The sequence below is a fragment of the Cupriavidus sp. CP313 genome, assembly GCF_054072015.1.
On the sequence record NZ_JBSVZB010000021.1, the window covers coordinates 121,976 to 142,740 of the forward strand.

The 20,765-nt window shown below is 67.9% G+C and carries 18 protein-coding genes; all 18 read right to left on the bottom strand.

Annotated features, from left to right (window positions below):
• Nucleotides 1-2 precede the first annotated feature (2 nt).
• Nucleotides 3-920 carry a UDP-3-O-acyl-N-acetylglucosamine deacetylase gene (gene lpxC, locus ACW4E8_RS25985; RefSeq protein WP_035826759.1) on the bottom strand — a complete coding sequence of 306 codons (918 nt, stop codon included), beginning with the start codon at nucleotides 918-920 and terminating at the stop codon, nucleotides 3-5.
• A gap of 153 nt (nucleotides 921-1,073) precedes the next feature.
• Nucleotides 1,074-1,580, bottom strand: coding sequence for a redoxin family protein (locus ACW4E8_RS25990; RefSeq protein ID WP_456807144.1), 507 nt, complete (start codon nucleotides 1,578-1,580; stop codon nucleotides 1,074-1,076).
• 450 nt (nucleotides 1,581-2,030) lie between these two features.
• Complete coding sequence (ftsZ, locus tag ACW4E8_RS25995) at nucleotides 2,031-3,224, bottom strand: cell division protein FtsZ (protein WP_456807145.1); 1,194 nt, start codon at nucleotides 3,222-3,224, stop codon at nucleotides 2,031-2,033.
• A gap of 179 nt (nucleotides 3,225-3,403) precedes the next feature.
• Complete coding sequence (gene ftsA, locus ACW4E8_RS26000; RefSeq protein WP_010814765.1) at nucleotides 3,404-4,636, bottom strand: cell division protein FtsA; 1,233 nt, start codon at nucleotides 4,634-4,636, stop codon at nucleotides 3,404-3,406.
• The gene (locus tag ACW4E8_RS26005) at nucleotides 4,633-5,547 is read right to left on the bottom strand and encodes a cell division protein FtsQ/DivIB (protein WP_456807146.1); all 915 of its coding nucleotides are present in this window, start codon (nucleotides 5,545-5,547) and stop codon (nucleotides 4,633-4,635) included. Before ACW4E8_RS26005 ends, ftsA begins: the two co-directional genes overlap by 4 nt.
• 27 nt (nucleotides 5,548-5,574) lie before the next feature.
• Complete coding sequence (locus ACW4E8_RS26010; RefSeq protein ID WP_456807147.1) at nucleotides 5,575-6,558, bottom strand: D-alanine--D-alanine ligase; 984 nt, start codon at nucleotides 6,556-6,558, stop codon at nucleotides 5,575-5,577.
• Nucleotides 6,555-7,988 carry a UDP-N-acetylmuramate--L-alanine ligase gene (gene murC / locus ACW4E8_RS26015; protein WP_456807148.1) on the bottom strand — a complete coding sequence of 478 codons (1,434 nt, stop codon included), beginning with the start codon at nucleotides 7,986-7,988 and terminating at the stop codon, nucleotides 6,555-6,557. The genes ACW4E8_RS26010 and murC overlap by 4 nt, the downstream gene beginning before the upstream one ends.
• A gap of 22 nt (nucleotides 7,989-8,010) precedes the next feature.
• Nucleotides 8,011-9,081: an undecaprenyldiphospho-muramoylpentapeptide beta-N-acetylglucosaminyltransferase gene (gene murG / locus ACW4E8_RS26020; RefSeq protein WP_456807149.1), complete on the bottom strand. Its 1,071-nt coding sequence runs from the start codon at nucleotides 9,079-9,081 to the stop codon at nucleotides 8,011-8,013.
• Between the two features lie 100 nt (nucleotides 9,082-9,181).
• Nucleotides 9,182-10,423: a putative lipid II flippase FtsW gene (ftsW, locus tag ACW4E8_RS26025; RefSeq protein WP_456807150.1), complete on the bottom strand. Its 1,242-nt coding sequence runs from the start codon at nucleotides 10,421-10,423 to the stop codon at nucleotides 9,182-9,184.
• On the bottom strand, nucleotides 10,420-11,931 hold the full coding sequence (gene murD, locus ACW4E8_RS26030) for a UDP-N-acetylmuramoyl-L-alanine--D-glutamate ligase (RefSeq protein ID WP_456807151.1): 1,512 nt from the start codon (nucleotides 11,929-11,931) through the stop codon (nucleotides 10,420-10,422). Before murD ends, ftsW begins: the two co-directional genes overlap by 4 nt.
• Nucleotides 11,932-11,992: 61 nt before the next feature.
• Entirely contained in the window at nucleotides 11,993-13,162 is a 1,170-nt protein-coding gene (mraY, locus tag ACW4E8_RS26035; protein ID WP_456807152.1) for a phospho-N-acetylmuramoyl-pentapeptide-transferase, read from the bottom strand.
• A gap of 13 nt (nucleotides 13,163-13,175) precedes the next feature.
• On the bottom strand, nucleotides 13,176-14,585 hold the full coding sequence (locus tag ACW4E8_RS26040) for a UDP-N-acetylmuramoyl-tripeptide--D-alanyl-D-alanine ligase (protein ID WP_456807153.1): 1,410 nt from the start codon (nucleotides 14,583-14,585) through the stop codon (nucleotides 13,176-13,178).
• Nucleotides 14,582-16,144, bottom strand: coding sequence for a UDP-N-acetylmuramoyl-L-alanyl-D-glutamate--2,6-diaminopimelate ligase (locus ACW4E8_RS26045; protein ID WP_456807176.1), 1,563 nt, complete (start codon nucleotides 16,142-16,144; stop codon nucleotides 14,582-14,584). Before ACW4E8_RS26045 ends, ACW4E8_RS26040 begins: the two co-directional genes overlap by 4 nt.
• A complete protein-coding gene (locus ACW4E8_RS26050) occupies nucleotides 16,141-17,946 on the bottom strand; it encodes a peptidoglycan D,D-transpeptidase FtsI family protein (RefSeq protein ID WP_456807154.1) in 1,806 nt (601 codons plus the stop codon). The genes ACW4E8_RS26045 and ACW4E8_RS26050 overlap by 4 nt, the downstream gene beginning before the upstream one ends.
• Complete coding sequence (gene ftsL, locus ACW4E8_RS26055) at nucleotides 17,943-18,260, bottom strand: cell division protein FtsL (RefSeq protein WP_018310608.1); 318 nt, start codon at nucleotides 18,258-18,260, stop codon at nucleotides 17,943-17,945. Before ftsL ends, ACW4E8_RS26050 begins: the two co-directional genes overlap by 4 nt.
• Nucleotides 18,257-19,258 (bottom strand): 16S rRNA (cytosine(1402)-N(4))-methyltransferase RsmH, encoded by a 1,002-nt coding sequence (gene rsmH, locus ACW4E8_RS26060; protein ID WP_456807155.1) that lies wholly within the window; start codon nucleotides 19,256-19,258, stop codon nucleotides 18,257-18,259. The genes ftsL and rsmH overlap by 4 nt, the downstream gene beginning before the upstream one ends.
• Nucleotides 19,259-19,265: 7 nt before the next feature.
• On the bottom strand, nucleotides 19,266-19,694 hold the full coding sequence (gene mraZ, locus ACW4E8_RS26065) for a division/cell wall cluster transcriptional repressor MraZ (protein ID WP_013958082.1): 429 nt from the start codon (nucleotides 19,692-19,694) through the stop codon (nucleotides 19,266-19,268).
• A 418-nt stretch (nucleotides 19,695-20,112) separates the two neighbouring features.
• Nucleotides 20,113-20,736 (bottom strand): 2-polyprenyl-3-methyl-6-methoxy-1,4-benzoquinone monooxygenase, encoded by a 624-nt coding sequence (gene coq7, locus ACW4E8_RS26070; protein WP_035826173.1) that lies wholly within the window; start codon nucleotides 20,734-20,736, stop codon nucleotides 20,113-20,115.
• Nucleotides 20,737-20,765: the final 29 nt, after the last annotated feature.

The following is a 20,765-nucleotide window of genomic DNA, read 5'->3' on the forward strand; positions in this document are numbered from 1 at the left end:
GATCAGGCAAACGCCGGCTGCGCCTGCGGCAGGAACGCGGCCGGGGCTTCCTCGACGCGGTCGAAGGTGACCAGCTCGTAGGCTTCCTGGTCGGCCAGCAATGCACGCAGCAACTGATTGTTCAGGCCGTGGCCCGACTTGTTCGCCACATAGGCGCCGATCAGCGGATGGCCCACCACATACAGGTCGCCGATCGCATCCAGGATCTTGTGGCGCACGAACTCGTCGCCGTAGCGCAGCTCTTCATTGTTGAGCATGCGGTGCTCGTCCAGCACGATCGCGTTGTCCAGGCTGCCGCCGCGCGCCAGGCCCATCTCGCGCAGGGCTTCCACCTCGTGCGCAAAACCGAAGGTGCGGGCGCGGGCAATCTCGCGCACGTAGCTGGTGTCGGCAAAGTCGATCGAGAAGGTCTGGCCGGTCTTGTCGACCGCCGGGTGGCGGAAGTCGATGGTGAACGACAGCTTGAAGCCGAAGAACGGCTCCAGCCGCGCCAGCTTGTCTCCCTCGCGCACTTCCACCGGCTTCTTGACGCGGATAAAGGTCTTCAGCGCGTTCTGCTCCTCGATCCCGGCCGACTGCAGCAGGAACACGAAGGACGCGGCGCTGCCGTCCATGATCGGGATTTCCTCGGCGTCGACATCGACATAGAGGTTGTCGATGCCCAGGCCGGCACAGGCCGACATCAGGTGCTCGACGGTCGAAACGCGCGCGCCATCCTTCTGCAGCACCGACGCCAGGCGCGTGTCGCCGATGGCCGACGCGGCCACGGGAATCTCGACGGCCTCGGGCAGGTCGACGCGGGTAAAGACGATGCCGGTATCGGCCGGCGCGGGACGCAGGGTCAGCGTGACCTTGCGTCCCGAGTGCAGGCCGATGCCAACCGTCTTCACCAGGGATTTAATCGTGCGCTGTTTGAGCATGACAGCCTCAACTATTATAAAAATCTATCGGGCAGCTTTTCTGATTAAGGGATTTTACCACCACCTCAGGGGCGCTGCAGCCGGGTTTTGTTTCCGGCTGTTAACACTCCCTTAACAAGTTGCGTATTATCCACGTTTACCCGGATGACTGTGTCAGCCACGCAACGCCGTCAGCACTGCCTCGGCGCTGCTGACGCGGAATTCGCCCGGTGCCTCGACGTCGAGCCGGGTGACGACGCCGTCGTCGACCACCATCGCGTAGCGCTTGGAGCGCACGCCCATGCCGCGCGCGGTCAGGTCCTGGTCCAGGCCCAGCGCGCGGGTCCACTCGGCGCTGCCGTCGGCCATCATGCGCACCGTGCCGGCCGCCTGCTGCTCACGGCCCCAGGCGCCCATCACGAAGGCGTCGTTGACCGACACGCACCAGACCTCATCGACGCCGGCCTCGCGCAGCGCCGCGGCGTGCTGCACAAAGCCCGGCACATGCTTGGCCGAGCAGGTCGGCGTGAAAGCGCCGGGCAGGCCAAACACCACGATCTTGCGGCCGCGGACCAGGTCCGCCACCTTGAAGGCATTGGGGCCGAGGGCACAGCCGTTGCCTTCGGTTTCGAAGAATTCCTGCAGCGTGGCGTCAGGGACGCGGGAACCGACAGTGATCATGGGTCGTGGTCCTCCTGGGTTTTCTGAAGAATAGTCCGGATGCCGGGGCGCAGACGCCCGCACTCAGGCAGATGGGCAATCTCAAGATCATAGGCGCCCTGCCCGCATTGCCAAAGCCGGGTCACATCCGGTGACATCCGGCGCGAATCCGATACACCTTGCTACAAAGACGTCCGCGCGGCGCACCTCTTGGGTGCGCCGCGCGGACGCTGATACATCCCGACCGGGAAGGCGGGAAACCAGTCCGGGGAGGCGGCCAGCGGCACGCCCGTCCCGGCGACGGGATGCGGGTGAAGCTCAGTCCGGCGCAGGCGCGGCGCCGCCAGCGGCCCGGCGGTTCACGTCAGTCCATGCAAGGCACGCGCGGATGGGGAGCGCACGTGCATCGCGACAAGGCGACGCGTTCCGTCAGGCGGCCGGTGGAGGCACCGATGCCGCGCCAGGCAGGGCTCAGTCTGCCTGCTTGCGCAGGAAGGCCGGGATGTCGTACGTATCCACACCCTTTTCCTGCAGCGCCGCCACGTGGGCCGACGCCGACTCACGCGAGCTGCGCCACACTGCCGGCGTATCCAGGTTGCTGTAGTCCGGCGAGCTGTGCGTGGCCGCGGCGGCGGTCATGTTGGCCATCATCTGCACCGGCATGTTGTCCGTGCCGGTCTTGAGCAGGGTCATCGGCTGTTGCTTCTTGGCCGAGCGGCCCAGGCCCGTGGCCACCACCGTCACGCGCAGCGCATCGCTCATCGAGTCGTCGTACACCGTACCGAAGATCACGGTCGCATCTTCCGCGGCGTAGCTGCGGATGGTGTTCATGACTTCCTTGGTTTCCGACAGCTTCAGCGAACGGCTGGCGGTGATGTTGACCAGCACGCCGCGCGCGCCGGACAGGTCCACGCCTTCCAGCAGCGGGCTGGCAACGGCCTGCTCGGCTGCCAGGCGGGCGCGGTCAACGCCCGACACGGTGGCCGTCCCCATCATGGCCTTGCCCTGCTCGCCCATCACCGTCTTCACGTCTTCGAAGTCGACGTTCACCAGGCCGTCAACGTTGATGATCTCGGCAATGCCGGCCACCGCGTTGTGCAGCACGTCGTCGGCGCACTGGAAGCACTTGTCCATCTCGGCGTCGTCGCCCATCACTTCGAACAGCTTCTCGTTGAGCACCACGATCAGCGAGTCGACCGACGACTCCAGCTCGCTCGAACCATGTTCGGCCACCTTGGCGCGGCGTGCGCCTTCGAACTCGAACGGCTTGCTGACTACGCCGACCGTCAGGATGCCCATTTCCTTGGCCACCTGCGCCACGATGGGGGCAGCGCCCGTGCCGGTGCCGCCGCCCATGCCGGCAGTGATGAAGACCATGTGCGCGCCGCGCAGCGAGTCGGCAATCTGCTCGCGGGCCTGGTCGGCGCAACCGCGGCCGACTTCCGGCTTGGCGCCAGCGCCCAGGCCCGTATTGCCAAGTTGCAGCACGCGCGAAGCGCTCGAACGCTTGAGCGCCTGGGCATCGGTGTTCATGCAGATGAATTCGACGCCTTGCACGCCGCGGCTGATCATGTGCTGCACGGCGTTACCGCCCGCGCCGCCCACGCCGACCACCTTGATGATGGTGCCGTCCTGCACTTCCGTTTCGATCATGTCAAAGTCCATCACTGCCTCCGAGAAAAATCAGTCCCCAGACGATGCAGCCTCCCCGCCGCAACCCCTGGTTTCTGAACAAGAAACCAAAAAAAGAAAATCAGAAAACTTCCATCCGGCACGCAGGCCTGTCCGGTAGACCGCCCTGCCTGCGCGCCGTTGCATCGTCAGCGCGTCAATTTCCGCATTGATCAGAAATTGCCGACAAACCATTCCTTCATGCGGGTCCAAACCTGCTTGACCGAGCCGCTCTGCACAGCCACCTTGCGTCCGCGCATGCGTTGCACGCGGCCTTCCAGCAGCAGGCCCATCACGGTCGCGTAGCGCGGGCTCTTCACCACCTCGTGCAGGTTGCCGCGGTACTCCGGCACGCCCACGCGCACGGGCTTGAGGAAGATGTCCTCGCCCAGCTCGACCATGCCCGGCATCATCGCGGTGCCACCGGTGATGACCACGCCGGACGACAACAGTTCTTCATAGCCCGACTCGCGCACCACCTGGTGCACCAGCGAGTACAGCTCTTCGATGCGCGGCTCGATCACCGCGGCCAGCGCCTGGCGGCTGAGCGTGCGCGTGCCACGGTCGCCCACGCCGGGCACCTCGATCATGTCGTCCGGGTCGGCGATCGCCTGCTTGGCGATGCCGTACTGGATCTTGATGTCCTCGGCGTCGGGCGTCGGCGTGCGCAGCGCCATCGCAATGTCGTTGGTGATCTGGTCGCCGGCGATGGGGATCACGGCCGTATGCCGGATCGCGCCTTCGCTGAAGATGGCGATGTCGGTGGTGCCGCCGCCGATGTCGACCAGCACCACGCCCAGTTCCTTCTCGTCCTCGGTCAGCACCGCCAGGCTGGAAGCCAGCGGCTGCAGGATCAGGTCGTGCACTTCCAGGCCGCAGCGGCGCACGCACTTGACGATGTTCTGCGCGGCGCTGACTGCGCCGGTGACGATATGCACCTTCACTTCCAGGCGGATGCCGCTCATGCCGATGGGCTCGCGCACGTCTTCCTGGCCGTCGATGATGAATTCCTGCGTCAGGATGTGCAGGATCTGCTGGTCGGTCGGGATATTGACCGCCTTGGCGGTCTCGATCACGCGCGCCACGTCGGTCTGCGTGACCTCCTTGTCCTTGATCGCCACCATGCCGCTGGAGTTGAAGCTGCGGATGTGGCTGCCGGCAATGCCGGTGAAGACCTCCGAAATCTTGCAGTCGGCCATCAGCTCGGCCTCTTCCAGCGCCTTCTGGATGGACTGCACGGTGGCCTCGATATTGACCACGACCCCTTTCTTCAGACCCTTGGACTCTGACTGGCCCATCCCGATCACCTCATAGCTGCCGTCGGGGCGCAGTTCTGCCACCACCGCCGCCACCTTCGAGGTGCCGATATCCAGACCGACCAACAGGTCCTTGTATTCCTTGCTCATCGGGTTTTCTCCGCGTTCTTGCTCTTCAGTCGCGTCGGATTGTTGTTGGAAGTACCTGAAACCGCTGCTGCCGCCGGCGCCGGCTTGGCCGCCTTCGCTGCCTTCGCCGCCCTCTCTGCCCTGACCGCCGCTGCGATCTGCGCCTCGGTCAGGAAGCGGGCATTGGCGGCGCGGATGGCAAAGCCGTTGGGATAACGCAGGTCGGCATACTCGATCTGGCTGCCCCATTGCTGGGTGACCTGCGGCCAGGCCGCGACGAAGCGCCGGACCCGCTGGTCCATCGCCACGCGATCCTCATCGTTCTGCTCGCGGCCCAGTTCGACCTCCATGCCGTTGGACAGCTTCGCGCGCCAGGCATAGCGGCCAGACAGGGCCACCGCCAGCGGCTCGGCCTTGAGCGGCTTGAACCACTGGCGCATGACCTCGAGCTTCTCGATCACGTCGCCCTCGCTGTCCGGCGGCCCGTCCAGCGCCAGCAGCTGTGCGTCTTCTTCCGCCTCGGCGGTGTTGGCGACAAAGACCTCGCCATAGGTGTTGATCAGGCGGCCGCTGTCGGGCGTGCCCCAGGTGCCCAGTGCCTCGTGTTCCTCGACCTCGACCGCCAGGCCGTTGGGCCATTCGCGCCGCACGCTGGCCCGCCGCACCCACGGCACCGACTCGAATGCCTGCCGGGCCGCGTTCAGGTCCAGCGTGAAGAAATTGCCGGTCAGCTTGCCCAGCGCGCTGGCGCGCACGCTGGGCGCGTTCACGTGGCGCAGGGCGCCGCCGTCCAGCGGGCCGATCTCCACATGGGTGATGGCGAACACCGGCCGCTGCGCCAGCCACAGCAGGCCTGCCGCGAGCGCCATCAGCACCACCAGCGCGTACAGCGCGGAGGCGATCAGGTTGAGCAGGCGTGCGTTATGCCACATGGTCCGGTGCGGTCCTGTTCGGTTGCGTTATTCGGGTTTCCAATGCTCGTTGGGATGCAGGTCCAGCGTTGCGGCAGCCACCACCTGCATCACGAAGTCCTCGTAGCTGATGCCGACCGCGCGCGCCGCCATCGGCACCAGCGAATGGCCGGTCATGCCGGGCGAGGTATTCATCTCGAGCAGGAAAGGCTTGCCGTCGGCGCGCAGCATCAGGTCGGCGCGCGCCCAGCCGCGGCATCCCAGCACGCGGTAGGACTGCACCGCCAGTGCCCGGACCTCGCGTTCGACTTCAGGGTCCAGGCCCGACGGGCACAAGTACTGGGTATCGTCAGTAAAGTACTTATTTTGATAGTCGTAGTTGGCTTCGGGCGCAACAATGCGGATCACCGGCAGCGCTTCGGCGCTGTCGCCCTCGCCCACGATCGGGCAGGTCAGCTCGGCGCCGTCGATAAAGGTCTCGGCAATGACGTCGTTGTCCAGCGCCGCGGCCTTCTCGAACGCCGCGCGCATCTGGTCGGCGGCAGTGACCTTGGTCAGGCCGATCGACGAGCCCTCGCGCGCCGGCTTGACGATCAGCGGCAGGTCCAGGTCGGCCGCCACGGCATCAAAGTCAGTGTCGGCATGCAGCATGGCAAAGCGCGGCGTGGCCAGGTCGTGGGTCATCCACAGGCGCTTGGTGGCCTGCTTGTCCATGGCCATGGCCGAAGCCAGCACGCCGCTGCCGGTGTACGGCACGCCCAGCTGCTCGAGCAGGCCCTGGATCGTGCCATCCTCGCCGTAGCGGCCGTGCAGTGCGATAAAGACGCGGTCAAAGCCGGCCGCGGCCAGCTCGGCCACGCCCTGCAGGCCCGGGTCGAAGCCGTGCGCGTCCACGCCGCGCGACTGCAGCGCGGCCAGCACGCCGTTGCCGGACATCAGCGAGATCTCGCGTTCGGCCGAGCGTCCGCCCAGCAGCACGCCGACCTTGCCCAGCGACTTGGGATCGATATTGGGATGGGCGACGAAGCTCATGCCTGGCCTCCCTGCGTCGATTGCGTCGATTGCTGGTGCGACACCAGCTGCCCCGGCACGGCCCCGATCGAGCCCGCGCCCATCGTCACGACCACATCGCCCGGCCGGACGGCATTCAGGATGGCCTGCGGCATTTCTTCCATCAGCTCCACGAAAACAGGTTCGACCTTGCCGGCCACGCGCAGCGCGCGGGTCAGCGCACGGCCGTCGGCGGCCACGATCGGGGCTTCGCCGGCGGCGTAGACCTCGGCCAGCAGCAGGGCATCGACGGTGCCCAGCACTTTGACGAAGTCCTCAAAGCAATCCCGCGTACGGGTAAAGCGGTGCGGCTGGAACGCCAGCACCAGGCGGCGCCCCGGGAACGCGCCGCGCGCGGCGGCCAGCGTGGCCGCCATCTCCACCGGGTGGTGGCCGTAGTCGTCCACCAGGGTGAAGGTGCCGGCGCCGTCGGGCGTGGCCACCTCGCCGTAGCGCTGGAAGCGGCGGCCCACACCGTGGAACTCGCGCAGCGCCTTGACGATGGCGGCATCGGGCACCTCCAGCTCGGTGGCAATGGCGATCGCCGCCAGCGCGTTCTGCACGTTGTGCACGCCGGGCAGGTTCAGCACGATCTCCAGCGGCGGCTCGGCATGGCCGTTGAGCTGGCGCTGCACGGTGAAGTGCATCTGGCCGTCGACCGCGCGCGCGTCCACGGCGCGGATCTGGGCATCCTCGGCAAAGCCGTAGCGCACCACCGGCTTGGACACGAACGGCAGGATCTCGCGCACGTTGGGGTCATCCACGCACAGCACCGCGATGCCGTAGAACGGCAGCCGCTGGGTGAACTCGACAAACGCCTGCTTGAGCCGGGCAAAGTCATGCCCGTAGGTGTCCATGTGGTCGGCATCGATATTGGTGATGACCTCGATGACCGGGAACAGGTTCAGGAACGATGCGTCCGACTCGTCGGCCTCGGCCACGATGAAGTCGCCCGTGCCCAGGCGCGCGTTGGCGCCGGCCGAGTTCAGGCGGCCGCCGATCACGAAGGTCGGGTCGAGCCCGCCTTCGGCCAGCACCGACGCCACCAGGCTGGTGGTGGTGGTCTTGCCGTGCGTGCCGGCGATGGCCACGCCCTGCTTCAGGCGCATCAGTTCGGCCAGCATCACCGCGCGCGGCACCACCGGGATGCGCTTGCTGCGGGCGGCCAGCACTTCGGGGTTGTCGCCGCTGACGGCGGTCGACACCACCACCGCGTTGGCGCCGGTCACGTTGGCCGCGTCATGCCCGTGCATGACCGTGGCGCCCAGCGAGGCCAGGCGCCGCGTGGCGGCATTGTTGCCCACGTCCGAGCCCGAGACCTTGTATCCCAGGTTCAGCAGGACCTCGGCGATGCCGCTCATGCCGGCGCCGCCGATGCCCACGAAGTGGATGTTTTTGACGATATGCTTCATTCGATTGCTGCTTAATTAGGCTTCAGTCCCTGGCCAGCTGACTGCAAATCTCGGCGACGCGCCGGGTTGCCTCAGGCTTGGCCAGTCCGCGCGCCAGGCGCGCCATGTCTTTCAGCTGCGGCCGGGTCAGGCTGGCGATGGTTTGCGCCAGCCCCTCGGCCGTCAGGTCTTTCTGCTGCACCAGCAGGGCCGCGCCCTGCTTCGACAAAAATTCCGCGTTGGTGGTCTGGTGGTCGTCCACCGCATGCGGGAAGGGCACGAACATCGCCGCCACGCCGGCGGCAGCCACTTCCGACACCGTCATCGCGCCGGCGCGGCAGATCACCAGGTCCGCATCGGCGTAAGCGCGCGCCATGTCGTCGATAAACGGCAGGGTCTGCGCGGGCACCCGCGCGGCCGCGTAGTTGGCGCGCAGCGTGTCGATCTGCTTCGCGCCCGCCTGATGCGTGACCACCGGGCGCTCGCCCTCGGGCAGCAGCGCGATGGCCTTGGGTACCACCTCGTTCAACGCCGCAGCGCCCAGGCTGCCGCCCACCACCAGGATGCGCAGCGGGCCGCTGCGCTGGTCATAGCGCGCTTCGGGCGCGTCCAGGTGCGCCAGTTCCTCGCGCACCGGGTTGCCGGTCCATTCGCCGCCGGGCAGCGTGTCCGGGAACGCGCACAGCACGCGGTCGGCCACCTTGGCCAGCACTTTATTGGCCAGACCGGCGATCGAGTTCTGCTCGTGCAGCACCAGCGGCCGCCCCAGCAGCGACGCCATCATGCCGGCCGGGAAGGTGATATAGCCGCCCATGCCCAGCACCACGCTCGGGCGCACCCGGCGCAGCGCGACTATGCTCTGCCAGAACGCGCGCAGCAGGTTCAGCGGCAGCAGGAACTTGGTCACCAGGCCCTTGCCGCGCAGCCCCCCGAACTGGATGAACTCCATCGGGATGTCGTGCTTCGGCACCAGCGTGGCTTCCATGCCGGTGCGGTTGCCCAGCCAGACCACTTTCCAGCCCTGCTCACGCAGCGCCTGCGCGACCGCCAGCCCCGGGAACACATGTCCCCCGGTGCCGCCGGCCATCACGAGCAAGGTGCGCGGTGCGGTCATGCCTGGCCTCCGCGCACAAGTCCGCGATTGTGATCGCACGCGCCGCGCGTGGCTTCACCCACATGCGGGATATCGAGCATCGAGGTCTGATGCAGGGTGGTCATACCTTCCCTCCGCGCATCAATACTCGATTTTCGTAGTCGATCCGCAAGAGAATCGCCAACGCCACGCAGTTCATCAAAATCCCCGAGCCGCCATAGCTGACCAGCGGCAGCGTCAGCCCCTTGGTCGGCAGCAGGCCCAGGTTCACACCCATATTGATAAAGGTCTGCCAGCCGATCCACACGCCGATGCCCTTGGCCACCAGGCCGGCAAAGGTGCGGTCCAGCTGCAGCGCGGTGCGGCCGATATTGAAGGCGCGGCGCACCAGCCAGTAGAACAGCACGATCACCACCAGCACGCCGATAAAGCCGAATTCCTCGCCGATCACCGCCAGGATGAAGTCGGTATGCGCCTCAGGCAGGTAGTGCAGCTTCTCGATGCTGCCGCCCAGCCCCACGCCGGTCCATTCGCCGCGGCCGAAGGCGATCAGCGAGTGCGTCAGCTGGTAGGCCTTGCCCAGCGCGTTGCTCTCTTCCCACGGGTTCAGGTAGGCAAAGATCCGCTCGCGCCGCCAGGGCGACGCGGTGATCAGCAGCGCGAACGCGCCCACCGCCACGCCGACCAGGCCGGCGAACAGCTTGCCGTTGATGCCGCCCAGGAACAGGATGCCCATCGCCACCGCGGCGATCACCAGGAACGCGCCCATGTCGGGTTCCAGCAGCAGCAGCATGCCCACCACCACCACCGCCACGCCCATCGGCAGGAAGCCCTTGGACACGGTCTGCATCCACTCCTGCTTGCGCACGGTGTAGTTGGCGGCGTACAGCACCACCGCCAGCTTCATCAGCTCGGACGGCTGGAAGTTCATCACGCCCAGCGGAATCCAGCGCCGTGCGCCGTTCACGCCCTTGCCAATGAATGGCACCAGCACGATCACCAGCAGGATCAGCGCGAGGATAAAGAGCTTGGGCGCGTAACGGTCCCACACCTTGACCGGGATCTGGAACGCGGCCAGCCCGACCGACAGCCCGATCCCCAGCGCGAACGCATGGCGCATCAGGAAGTGGCTTTCGCGGTAGTTGGCGTAGCGCGGCGAGTCCGGCAGCGCGATCGAGGCCGAATAGACCATCACCAGGCCGAGCGCAAGCAGCACGATCGACACCCACAGCATGGGCTGGTCGTACTCCATCATGCGCGAGCGGGTCGGCTTGACGCCCGACACGGCGTCGCGCAGGCCACCCCAGGCATTGCCGATGGTGGCGCCGATAAAGCCGCTGCGCTTGACCTGTGCTTCGCTCATGGCAGGATCCCCCGGGACAGCGCCAGTTCTTCCACCGCGCCGCGGAATACCTCGGCGCGGTGCACGTAGTTGCGGAACATGTCGAGGCTGGCGCACGCCGGCGACAGCAGCACCACATCGCCGTTCTCGGCCAGTTCGGCAGCCTTCGTCACGGCCTCTTCCAGCGTGGTGGCGTCGACCAGGCTGGCACCGCTGCCCTGCAATGCATCGCGCAGCTCACCCGCGGCGCGGCCGATCAGCACCACCGCGCGTGCGTACTGCGCCACCGGCGCGGCCAGCGGCGAGAAATCCTGGCCCTTGCCTTCGCCACCGGCGATCAGCACCACGCGCTTGTCCAGCCCCGACAGCGCGGCCACGGTGGCGCCGACGTTGGTGCCCTTGCTGTCGTCGAAATACTCAACGTCGTCGATGGTGGCAACCCACTCCACGCGGTGCGGCTCGCCGCGGTATTCGCGCAGGCCGTGCAGCAGTGCGTTCATCGGCAGGTCGATGGCACGGCACAGCGCCAGCGCGGCCATCGCGTTGGTGGCGTTGTGCATGCCGCGGATATGCAGCGCGTCGGCCGGCATCAGGCGCTTGTGGCGCACCGGCACGGCTGCCTGGACCACCTCGGCGGCCTTGCGGCGGCGCGGCTTGCCCTCCCCTTCCGCATCCGGATCGGGTTCGGCCAGCACCAGCCAGGGCATGCCGCCCTCGCGCAGGATGCCGAAGCTGCCCGGCGTTTCCGGCAAGTCGGTGCCGAAAGTCAGCGGCGAGCGCCCGGGCCGCGCCATGTCCATGGTCAGGCGGTCGTTGCGGTTGAGCACCTGCACGCATTCGCTGCCAGCCGGCCCGAAGATGCGCGCCTTGGACGCGGCATAGGCTTCCATCGAGCCATGCCAGTCCAGGTGGTCCTGGGTGACGTTGAGCACGGTGGCCGCGGCGGGCGCCAGCGTGTGCGTGGTTTCCAGCTGGAAGCTGGACAGCTCAAGCACCCACACCTCCGGCAGCGACGCCGAGGCGATGCAGGCCGACAGCTTGTCCAGCGCCGACGGGCTGATATTGCCCGCCACCGCCACGCTCTTGCCGGCGCGCTCCACCAGCCGGCCGGTCAGCGCGGTGGTGGTGGTCTTGCCGTTGGTGCCGGTGATCGCCAGGATCTTCGGCGCGTAGCCGGACTCGGCTTCCAGGTGGCGCAGCGCGCGCACGAACAGTTCGATCTCGCCCCACACCGGGATGCCGCGCGCCTGCGCCGCGGCCAGCAGCGCGCCGGTGCCGGCTTCCAGCGGCGACAGGCCCGGGCTGATCGCCACCAGGCCGATGCCGTCGAGCAGGCTGTCGGCAAACGGGCCGCCGACGAACTCGGCCGAAGTCAGCTCGGCCTGCAGGAAGACAAGGTTGGCGGGCGCCTCGCGCGTGTCTGCCACGCGCACCGCGCAGCCGTTCAGGCCACACCAGCGCGCCATGGCCAGGCCCGACTCACCGAGGCCCAGTACCAGCACATGAGGTTTTTGCAGCTCGCCAAACACTTCGATTTCCTGCCTTTGATTTCCTGTATCTATATAGGGTGCGCCGATTTCAGCGCAGCGCTTAACGCAACTTCAGTGTCGACAACCCGATCAGCACCAGCAGCATGGTGATGATCCAGAAGCGCACCGTGACCTGGGTTTCCTTCCAGCCACTCAGCTCGAAATGGTGGTGCAGCGGCGCCATCCTGAAGAGCCGCCTGCCTTCGCCATAGCGGCGCTTGGTGATCTTGAACCACGTGACCTGCGCCATCACCGACAGTGTTTCCACCACGAAGATGCCGCCCATCACGAACAGCACGATCTCCTGGCGCACGATCACCGCCACCGTGCCCAGCGCGCCGCCCAGCGCCAGCGCGCCGACGTCGCCCATGAAGACCTGCGCCGGGTGCGCGTTGAACCAGAGGAAGGCCAGCCCCGCCCCGGCCATCGCCGAGCAGAAGATCAGCAGCTCGCCCGCGCCCGGGATATGCGGGAACAACAGGTACTTGCTGTAGACCGAACTGCCCATCACGTACGCAAACACACCCAGCCCGCTGCCGACCAGCACCACCGGCATGATCACCAGCCCGTCCAGGCCGTCGGTCAGGTTGACGGCGTTGCTCGAGCCCACGATCACCAGGTAGGTCAGCACGATGAAGCCGGCCACGCCCAGCGGGTAGCTGACCTCCTTGAAGAAAGGCACGATCAGGTTGGACTTGTACGGCATGTCCAGCGACAGCCCGCCCTCGACCCAGCTCAGGAACAGGTCCCACACCTTCACGTTGCTGCTTTCCGACACCGAGAACGCCAGGTAGACCGCGGCCACCAGGCCGATCAGCGTCTGCCAGAAAAATTTCTCGCGGCTCGACATGCCGCGGGGGTCGCGATACACCACCTTGCGGTAGTCGTCGACCCAGCCGATGGCGCCGTAGCCGAAGGTGACCAGCATCACCACCCAGATGAAACGGTTGCCCCAGTCGCACCACAGCAGCGTCGACACCGCGATCGAGACCAGCACCAGCACGCCGCCCATGGTCGGCGTGCCGGCCTTGACCAGGTGGGTCTGCGGGCCGATGGTGCGCACCGCCTGGCCGACCTTCAGCTCGGTCAGCTTGCGGATCACCCACGGACCGAACGCCAGCCCGATCAGAAGCGCGGTGAGGTTGGCCATCACCGCGCGGAAAGTCAGGTAGTTGACGACCCGGAGGAAGCTGTAGTCGTTTTGCAGCCACTGGGCCAGAGCCAATAACATCGTGTTGTCTTATTTAGTGTGCGGAAGAGTCTGCGACCAGCGCCGCGACCATCCGTTCCATGCGCATGAAGCGCGATCCCTTCACCAGCACGGCGCCCGCTTGCGCCACCATGCCCCTGCTGTCTTCCTCCAGCGCCTTTACCAGTGCTTCCGCGCTGCCGAAATGCCGGCCGCCCGCGCCGAATGCCTGCACCGCATGCACGGCCAGTTCGCCTGTCGCCCACAGCGTGCCAACGCCGCGCGCCTTGGCGTAGGCACCGATCTCTTCGTGGAACGCCGGGCCCTGGTCGCCCACTTCGCCCATGTCGCCCAGCACCAGTACGCGCGGCGCGGCAAAGCCGGCCAGCACGTCGATGGCGGCGCGCATGGAGTCGGGGTTGGCGTTGTATGTGTCGTCGAGGACTACCGTCCCACCCGGCGTGTACTTGACCTGCAGCCGGCCCTTGACCGCATGGAACCCGGCCAGGCCCGACTGGATCGCCGGCACGTGCACCCCTGCGGCCAGCGCGCAGGCAATGGCGGCCAGCGCGTTGCGCACGTTGTGCTCACCCAGCAGCGCCAGGCGCACGTCGAAGGCATGGCCAGGCGCGCGTACCTGCATCACCTGTGCGCCGTCGACCAGCGTCACGGTGGCGTGCACATCGGCCCGCTGCGAGGTGCCGAACGACAGCGCGCGGCGCGCGCCCGCGGCTTCGCGCCACACCGGCGCGTGGGCGCCGCCGCTTTCCGCGTCGAGCGGGTACACCGCCACGCCGTGGGCCGGCAGCGCCGCAATCGCGGCAGCGTGCTCGTGGGCGACGGCTTCCACGCTGACCATGAACTCCTGGTGCTCGCGCTGCGCGTTGGTGATCACCGCCACGGTGGGCTGGGCGATGCCGGCCAGGTAGACCGTCTCGCCCGGATGGTTCATGCCGAGCTCCAGCACCGCCAGCTTGTGCGTGGTGCGCAGGCGCAGCACGGTCAGCGGCAGGCCGATATCGTTGTTCAGGTTGCCGCCGGTGGCCAGGCGCTGGTCCTCGCCCACCGCCGCGGCAAAGATGGCCGCGATCATTTCCTTGACCGTGGTCTTGCCGTTGCTGCCGGTCACCGCCACCGCCGGCAGCGTGAACTGGCGGCGCCAGCCGGCGCCCAACTCGCCCAGCGCGATGCGCGTGTCCGGCGCGACGATGGCCGAGACACCCGCGGTGCCGGCATCGACTTCGCGGCTGACCAGCACGGCGACAGCGCCGCGCGCCACCACGTCGGCGATGAAGTCATGCGCGTCGAAGCGCTCGCCCTTGAGGGCGACGAACAGGTCGCCGGGCTCGACGCTGCGGCTGTCGGTATGCACGCGCGAAAACTTCACGGCGCCGTCGCCGCAAACGCGCGCGCCGGCGATCCAGCCGGCGGCTTGCTGCAAGGTGGTCATTGGGGTCTGGCTCATGCCGATACTCCACGGGTGGCAAGCGCCAGTCGTACGTGTTCGCGATCGGAGAACGGGCGCTTGCGGCCCTGGATCTCCTGGGTGGCCTCATGGCCCTTGCCCGCCACCAGCACCACGTCGGCCGGTGCCGCGTGCCTGACGGCATAGAGGATGGCGGCGGCGCGGTCTTCGATCTGGCGAGCGCGCGCGCGCTCGGCCATGCCGTCGGCAATGGCGTCCAGGATGTCCTGCGGGTCTTCGCTGCGCGGGTTGTCGCTGGTCAGGATGACCTCGTCGGCCTCGCGCTCGGCCACCGCACCCATCAGCGGGCGCTTGATCGGGTCGCGGTCGCCGCCGCAGCCGAACACGCACCACAGGCGGCCGCTGCGCGCCTGCGCCACCGGGCGCAGCGCGGCCAGCGTCTGCGCCAGCGCGTCCGGGGTATGGGCGTAGTCGACCACGGCCAGCGGCGCATCCGGGCCGCCGGCGGCACCGAACAACTCCATGCGCCCTTCGACCGGCGTCAGCGCGCGCAGCGCGGCGATGGCCGCGTCCCACGCCACGCCGTTGGCCAGCGCCGCACCCAGCACCGCCAGCAGGTTGCTGACGTTGAAGGCGCCGATCATCGGCGTGGCCATCTCGGCGCTGCCGAAGCTGCCGTCGATATGGAAGGCGGTGCCGGTGGGCGTGGCGCGCACGTTGGTGGCGCGCAGCCACTCGCCGCGCGGGCTGCGCAGCGTGGCCGCGCCGGGGCCGTCGATGCCGTATTCGATCACGTGCGGCGCGCCGATGGCAGCGGCATCCGCGGCCAGAAGGCGCTGGCCCATGGCGTCGTCGCGGTTGACCACCGCGGTGCGCAGGCCGTCCCAGCGGAACAGGCTCTCCTTGGCGGCCTCGTACTCAGCCATCGAGCCGTGGTAGTCGAGGTGGTCCTGGGTCAGGTTGGTCAGCACCGCCACCGAGAAATGCGTGCCGGCCACGCGCTCCTGCTCCAGGCCGTGCGAGGACACCTCCATCGCCACGGCGCGCGCGCCGGCGTCGTGCAGTGACGCCAGGCTGGCCTGCAGCTGCACCGCGTCGGGCGTGGTGAAGCCGGTAGCCTGCAGCGCGCCCGGGAAGCCGGTGCCCAGCGTGCCGATGGTCGCGCAGGGCGTGCCGGCGGCCTGCAGCACCCGCGCCAGCCACTGGCTGCACGAGGTCTTGCCATTGGTGCCGGTGATGCCGGTCACGGCCAGGCCGCGCACCGGGTTGCCATGCCAGCCGGCGGCGATCGGGCCGGCCAGCTGGTGCAGGCGGCTCACCGCGAGGTGCGGCACGACGTCGCCGAAGGGCCAGTCGAAGCCGTCGGCCTCATAGACGATGGCCCCCGCGCCGGCGGCGATCGCCTGGGCGATATAGGGCCGGCCGTCGGCGGCCAGGCGCGCGTTGCCGAGCACGTAGGCGAAGAACACATCGCCGCGCGCCAGGCGCCGGGTATCGCCGGTCAGCTGCGCGGCAGCGGCCACGTTGGTACGCAGCCAGGCCAGCGCGTTGCTGGCCTGGGCGGTGACCTCGAGCGGGAGCAGTGGCTTGGCCGTCATTGGGTCGAGCTCCACGGTTCGCTCTCCTGCACCTTGTCGCTGACCACCAGCTGGCGGATCGGCGAGTCAGGCTGCACATTCAGTGCGCGCAGTGTGCCGCCGGTGATGGCCGCGAACGCCGGGCCGGCCACCAGGCCGCCGTAGTGGCTGCCCGCGGTGGGCTCGTCCACGCTGACGGCCACGATGATGCGCGGGTTGGACATCGGCGCCAGGCCGATGAACGAGGCGCGGTACTTGCTGCGGTTGTAGCCGCGGCCTTCATGCTTGTAGGCGGTGCCGGTCTTGCCGCCGACGCGGTAGCCCATCACCTGCGCCTCGGGGGCGGTGCCGCCGGGCGCGGTCACGGTTTCCATCATGGCGCGTACATCGCGGGCCACCTGGGGCGACAGGATGCGCTCGCCGGTGGCGGGGCCGCTGGTGCGGAACATCGACACCGGGATCAGCTCGCCGTCATGCGCAAAGATGGTGTAGGCATGCGCCATCTGGAACAGCGACACCGACAGGCCGTAGCCGTACGACATGGTGGCCTGCTCGATCGGGCGCCAGCTCTTGTACGGGCGCACGCGGCCGGCCACGGCGCCGGGGAAGCCGAGCTTGGGCGCCTGGCCGAGGCCGATGCTGGTGTACATGTCCCACATTTCCTGCGGCTTCATCATCATCGCGATCTTGGTCGTGCCGATGTTGCTCGACTTCTGGATCACGCCGCTCACCGTCAGCGCCCCGTAGTTGTGGGTATCGCTGATGGTGGCGCCTTCGAAGTTGTACTTGCCGGTGGTGGTGACCACCGTGGACGGCGTCACGCGCTTGAGCTGCAGCGCCAGGCCGACCGTGATCGGCTTCATCATCGAGCCCGGCTCGAAGGTGTCGGTCAGCACGCGGTTGCGCAGCTGCTCGCCGGACAGCCGGGTACGGTCGTTGGGGTTGTAGGTGGGCCAGTTGGCCAGCGCCAGCACCTCGCCGGTCTGGGCGTCGAGCACCACCGCGCTGGCGGCCTTGGCCTTGTGCTTTTCGACCACGGCCTTGAGCTCGTTGTAGGCCAGGTACTGGATCTTGGCGTCGATCGACAGCTGGATGTCCTCGCCGTCGCGCGGAGTCTTCAGCACGCCGACGTCCTCGACCACGCGGCCCAGGCGGTCCTTGATCACCTGGCGCGCGCCGGCACGGCCGGCCAGGCCGGGCTCGCGCGCCAGCTCCACGCCTTCCTGGCCGCGGTCTTCCACGTTGGTGAAGCCGACGATGTGGGCCATCGCCTCGCCTTCCGGGTAGAAGCGCTTGTATTCGCGGGTCTGGTGGATGCCTTCGATCTTCAGCGCGGCGATCTTGTCGGCGACGTCAGGCAGCACCTGGCGCTTCAGGTAGACAAAGCCCTTGTCCTCGGACAGCTTCTTGCCCAGGTCTTTCTCGGACATGCCGAGCAACTTGGCCAGCTGGCGGATCTTGGCGGCCTCGACCTGGTTGGGCACGTCCTCGGGCACCGCCCAGATGGCCTTGACCGGCAGGCTGGTGGCCAGCACCAGGCCGTTGCGGTCCAGGATCTTGCCGCGCGTGGCCGGCAGCTCCAGCGTGCGCTGGAAGCGCTTCTTGCCCTCGGCCTCGTAGAACTGGTTGCCGGGGCCCTGGATCCAGGCCGCGCGCATGGCCAGCGCGCCGAAGGCCGCGAACATCATGAACACCACCAGCTTGGAGCGCCACATCGGCAGGCGCAGGCCCAGCACCGGGCTGGCCGAGAACTGGCCGCTGCGCGGGCGCGAGGTGGTGCCGTTGCGGTCACGGCGGGGCGGGTTGGGACGGGCCATGCTCATCGGCGCGCCTCCGCGGCACTGGCCGGCGCCGCCTCGGCGGGCGGCGGCAGCACGATGCCGGACAGGTACTGGGTCTTGCCGGGGTTGACCGGCGCCATCTTCAGCTGCGCGCGCGCCGCGTCGGCGATGCGCGCGCTCTTGCCCAGCGCGCTCTGCTGGTACTGCAGGCGCGACCAGTCGATATCGAGCTGCTTCTCTTCAGCCTGGGCCCGCTCCAGCGCGACGAACAGCGTGCGCGCCTGGTGCTGCGCGCTCACCAGCGACAGCGCGCAAAGGATCAGCGCGGCGAGCAGGAAGAAGGTCAGGCGGTTCATGCGCGTGCGCCTCCGCCCGCAGGGGGCGCGGCAGGTGCCAGCTTCTCGGCCACGCGCATCACGGCCGAGCGCGCGCGCGGGTTGGCGGCCACCTCCTCAGTGCCCGGCTTGTAGCGGCCGAGCAGGCGCAGCGTCGGCTGCGGCAGGTCGGCCGCGCGCAGCGGCGCGCGGCGCAGCGCCGGGTCGGCATCCTGCTGGGGACGGGCGTGCGCCGCCATGAACCGCTTGACGATGCGGTCCTCCAGCGAGTGGAAGCTGATCACCACCAGGCGCCCTCCGACCTGCAGCAGTTCATACGCCGCCTTCAGCCCTCTTTCGAGGTCCTCAAGCTCTTGATTGACGTGAATCCGTAGAGCCTGAAAGGTGCGGGTCGCAGGGTCCTGACCCTTCTCGCGTGTCTTGACGGCTTTCGCCACGAGCGCGGCAAGGTCGGCAGTAGTGGCGATGGATCCGCCATCGCCGGGTTCGCTCCGGCGAGCAACAATCGCCTTTGCAATCTGTACAGCAAACCGTTCTTCCCCATAGTCTCGTATCACCCTGGCAATGTCCTGCTCATCCGCCTGCGCCAGCCACTGCGCGGCAGTGATGCCGCGCGTGGTGTCCATGCGCATGTCCAGCGGGCCCTCGAAACGAAAGGAAAACCCCCTCGCCGCCTCGTCGATCTGGGGCGAGCTGATCCCCAGGTCGAGCAGCACGCCAGCGACGTGGCCGCGCCCCGACAGGCGCTCGGCCATGGCCGCAAAGCTCGCGTGCTCAATGGAGAAGCGGGCATCCTTGATGGTGCCCGCTTCTGCGATTGCTGCTGGGTCCTTGTCGAACGCAACCAGGGCCCCGTCTGGCCCCAGCCGGGCCAGCACCGCCCGGCTGTGCCCTCCCCTGCCGAAGGTGCCGTCGACGTAGACCCCGTCGGGCCGCCAGACCAAGGCGTCGACGGCCTCGTCCAGCAGCACGGTGCGATGGCGCAGGGCGGGGGTTGCCGGCGTTCCGGTAGGACTCATGACCTCGTCAGAAAGAGAAATTCTTCAATGCTTCGGGCATGCCCTGCGCCATCGCCTGCTGTTCCTTGGCGGCGTAGGTCGCGGCATCCCACACTTCGAAATGGCTGCCCATGCCGAGCAGCATGACTTCCTTGTCGAGCAAGGCGGCACTGCGCAGTTCCGGGGCGATCAGCACCCGGCCCGCCCCGTCCATTTCCACGTCGGCGGCGTTGCCCAGGAAGATGCGTTTCCACCAGTGCGCATCCATCGGCAGCGCTGCAATGCGCGTGCGGAAGGTTTCCCACTCGGGCCGGGGAAACAGCAACAGGCAGCCATCCGGGTGCTTGGTCAGCGTCACCCGGCCCTCGGCCTGCTGTTGCAGCGCCTCGCGGTGCCGGGACGGAATGGACATCCGCCCCTTGGCATCCAGCGAGAGTGCCGATGCTCCCTGAAACAAGCTTGCTCCCGGTCCATGCCGGCCGGTTGTCGGCCAGCATGCGCGTGAATCCCTTCTGTTCCGACTATGGCGACATCATCCCACGGCCGGGGCCCAATTTCACACAAAAATACACTTCCTCACACTATTTCCCACTTTAGAGGAAGCGATATGGCGGGTCAAGGCTGGCTGCAGAGCAGCAAACGAGTTTTTTTGAATCAGAACAATGACTTAGCGCGCACACTTCACGCACCCAAAAAGTGAATCCTTAATGAAATGAAGATCTTAGGGAGGAAAGCCGAGAAACCACCTGAGAACCACTTGCGGAGGAACTGCCGGCGGCACGGGAAAGACCTGCCCCGTCGCGCGAAGGAAGGATACAACAATTGCCCGCCAGCCCCGCCGGAACCAGGGCCGGCGCGGGGCAGGCGGGGCCGGCTCAGATCCGGTAGGCGGCGGTGGTCATCACGCGCGAGGCGCCGCGCATCAGCGCCCGCACCGGGGCGGGCAACGGGATCCCGCCGGCATCGCGCGCGGCGTCGCCGTGGCGGATCTCGTCGTCGCGCATCTGCTCGAGGATGGCGCGCGAGCGGCCGTCGGCCTCGGGCAGGCGGTCCAGGTGCCCGCCCAGGTGGTGCTCGACCTGGCGCTCGGTCTCGGCGACGAAGCCCAGGCTGACACGGTCGCCGGCGCGGCCAGCCACCCAGCCGATGGCGAAGGCGCCGGCGTACCACAGCGGGTTGAGCAGGCTCGGGCGCGAGCCCAGCTCGCGCAAGCGCTCGGCGCACCAGGCCAGGTGGTCTTCCTCTTCGCGCGCGGCGGCATCCATCTGCGCGCGCACCGCGCCGTCGCGCGCGGTGAGCTTCTGGGCCTGGTACAGGGCCTGCGCGCAGACCTCGCCGACATGGTTGATGCGCATCAGCCCGGCCACGTGGCGGCGTTCATCGGCGCTCATCTGTTCGGTGTCCGGCGCCAGCCGGTCAGCCGGGTTGGCGCGCGCGGTGCGCGTGGCGCCGGCAATGGCGCGCAATGCCACGTCGAATTCTTTGATCAGGGTGTCCATGTCGCAGAGGCAGTTGGTCTTCGTTCCCG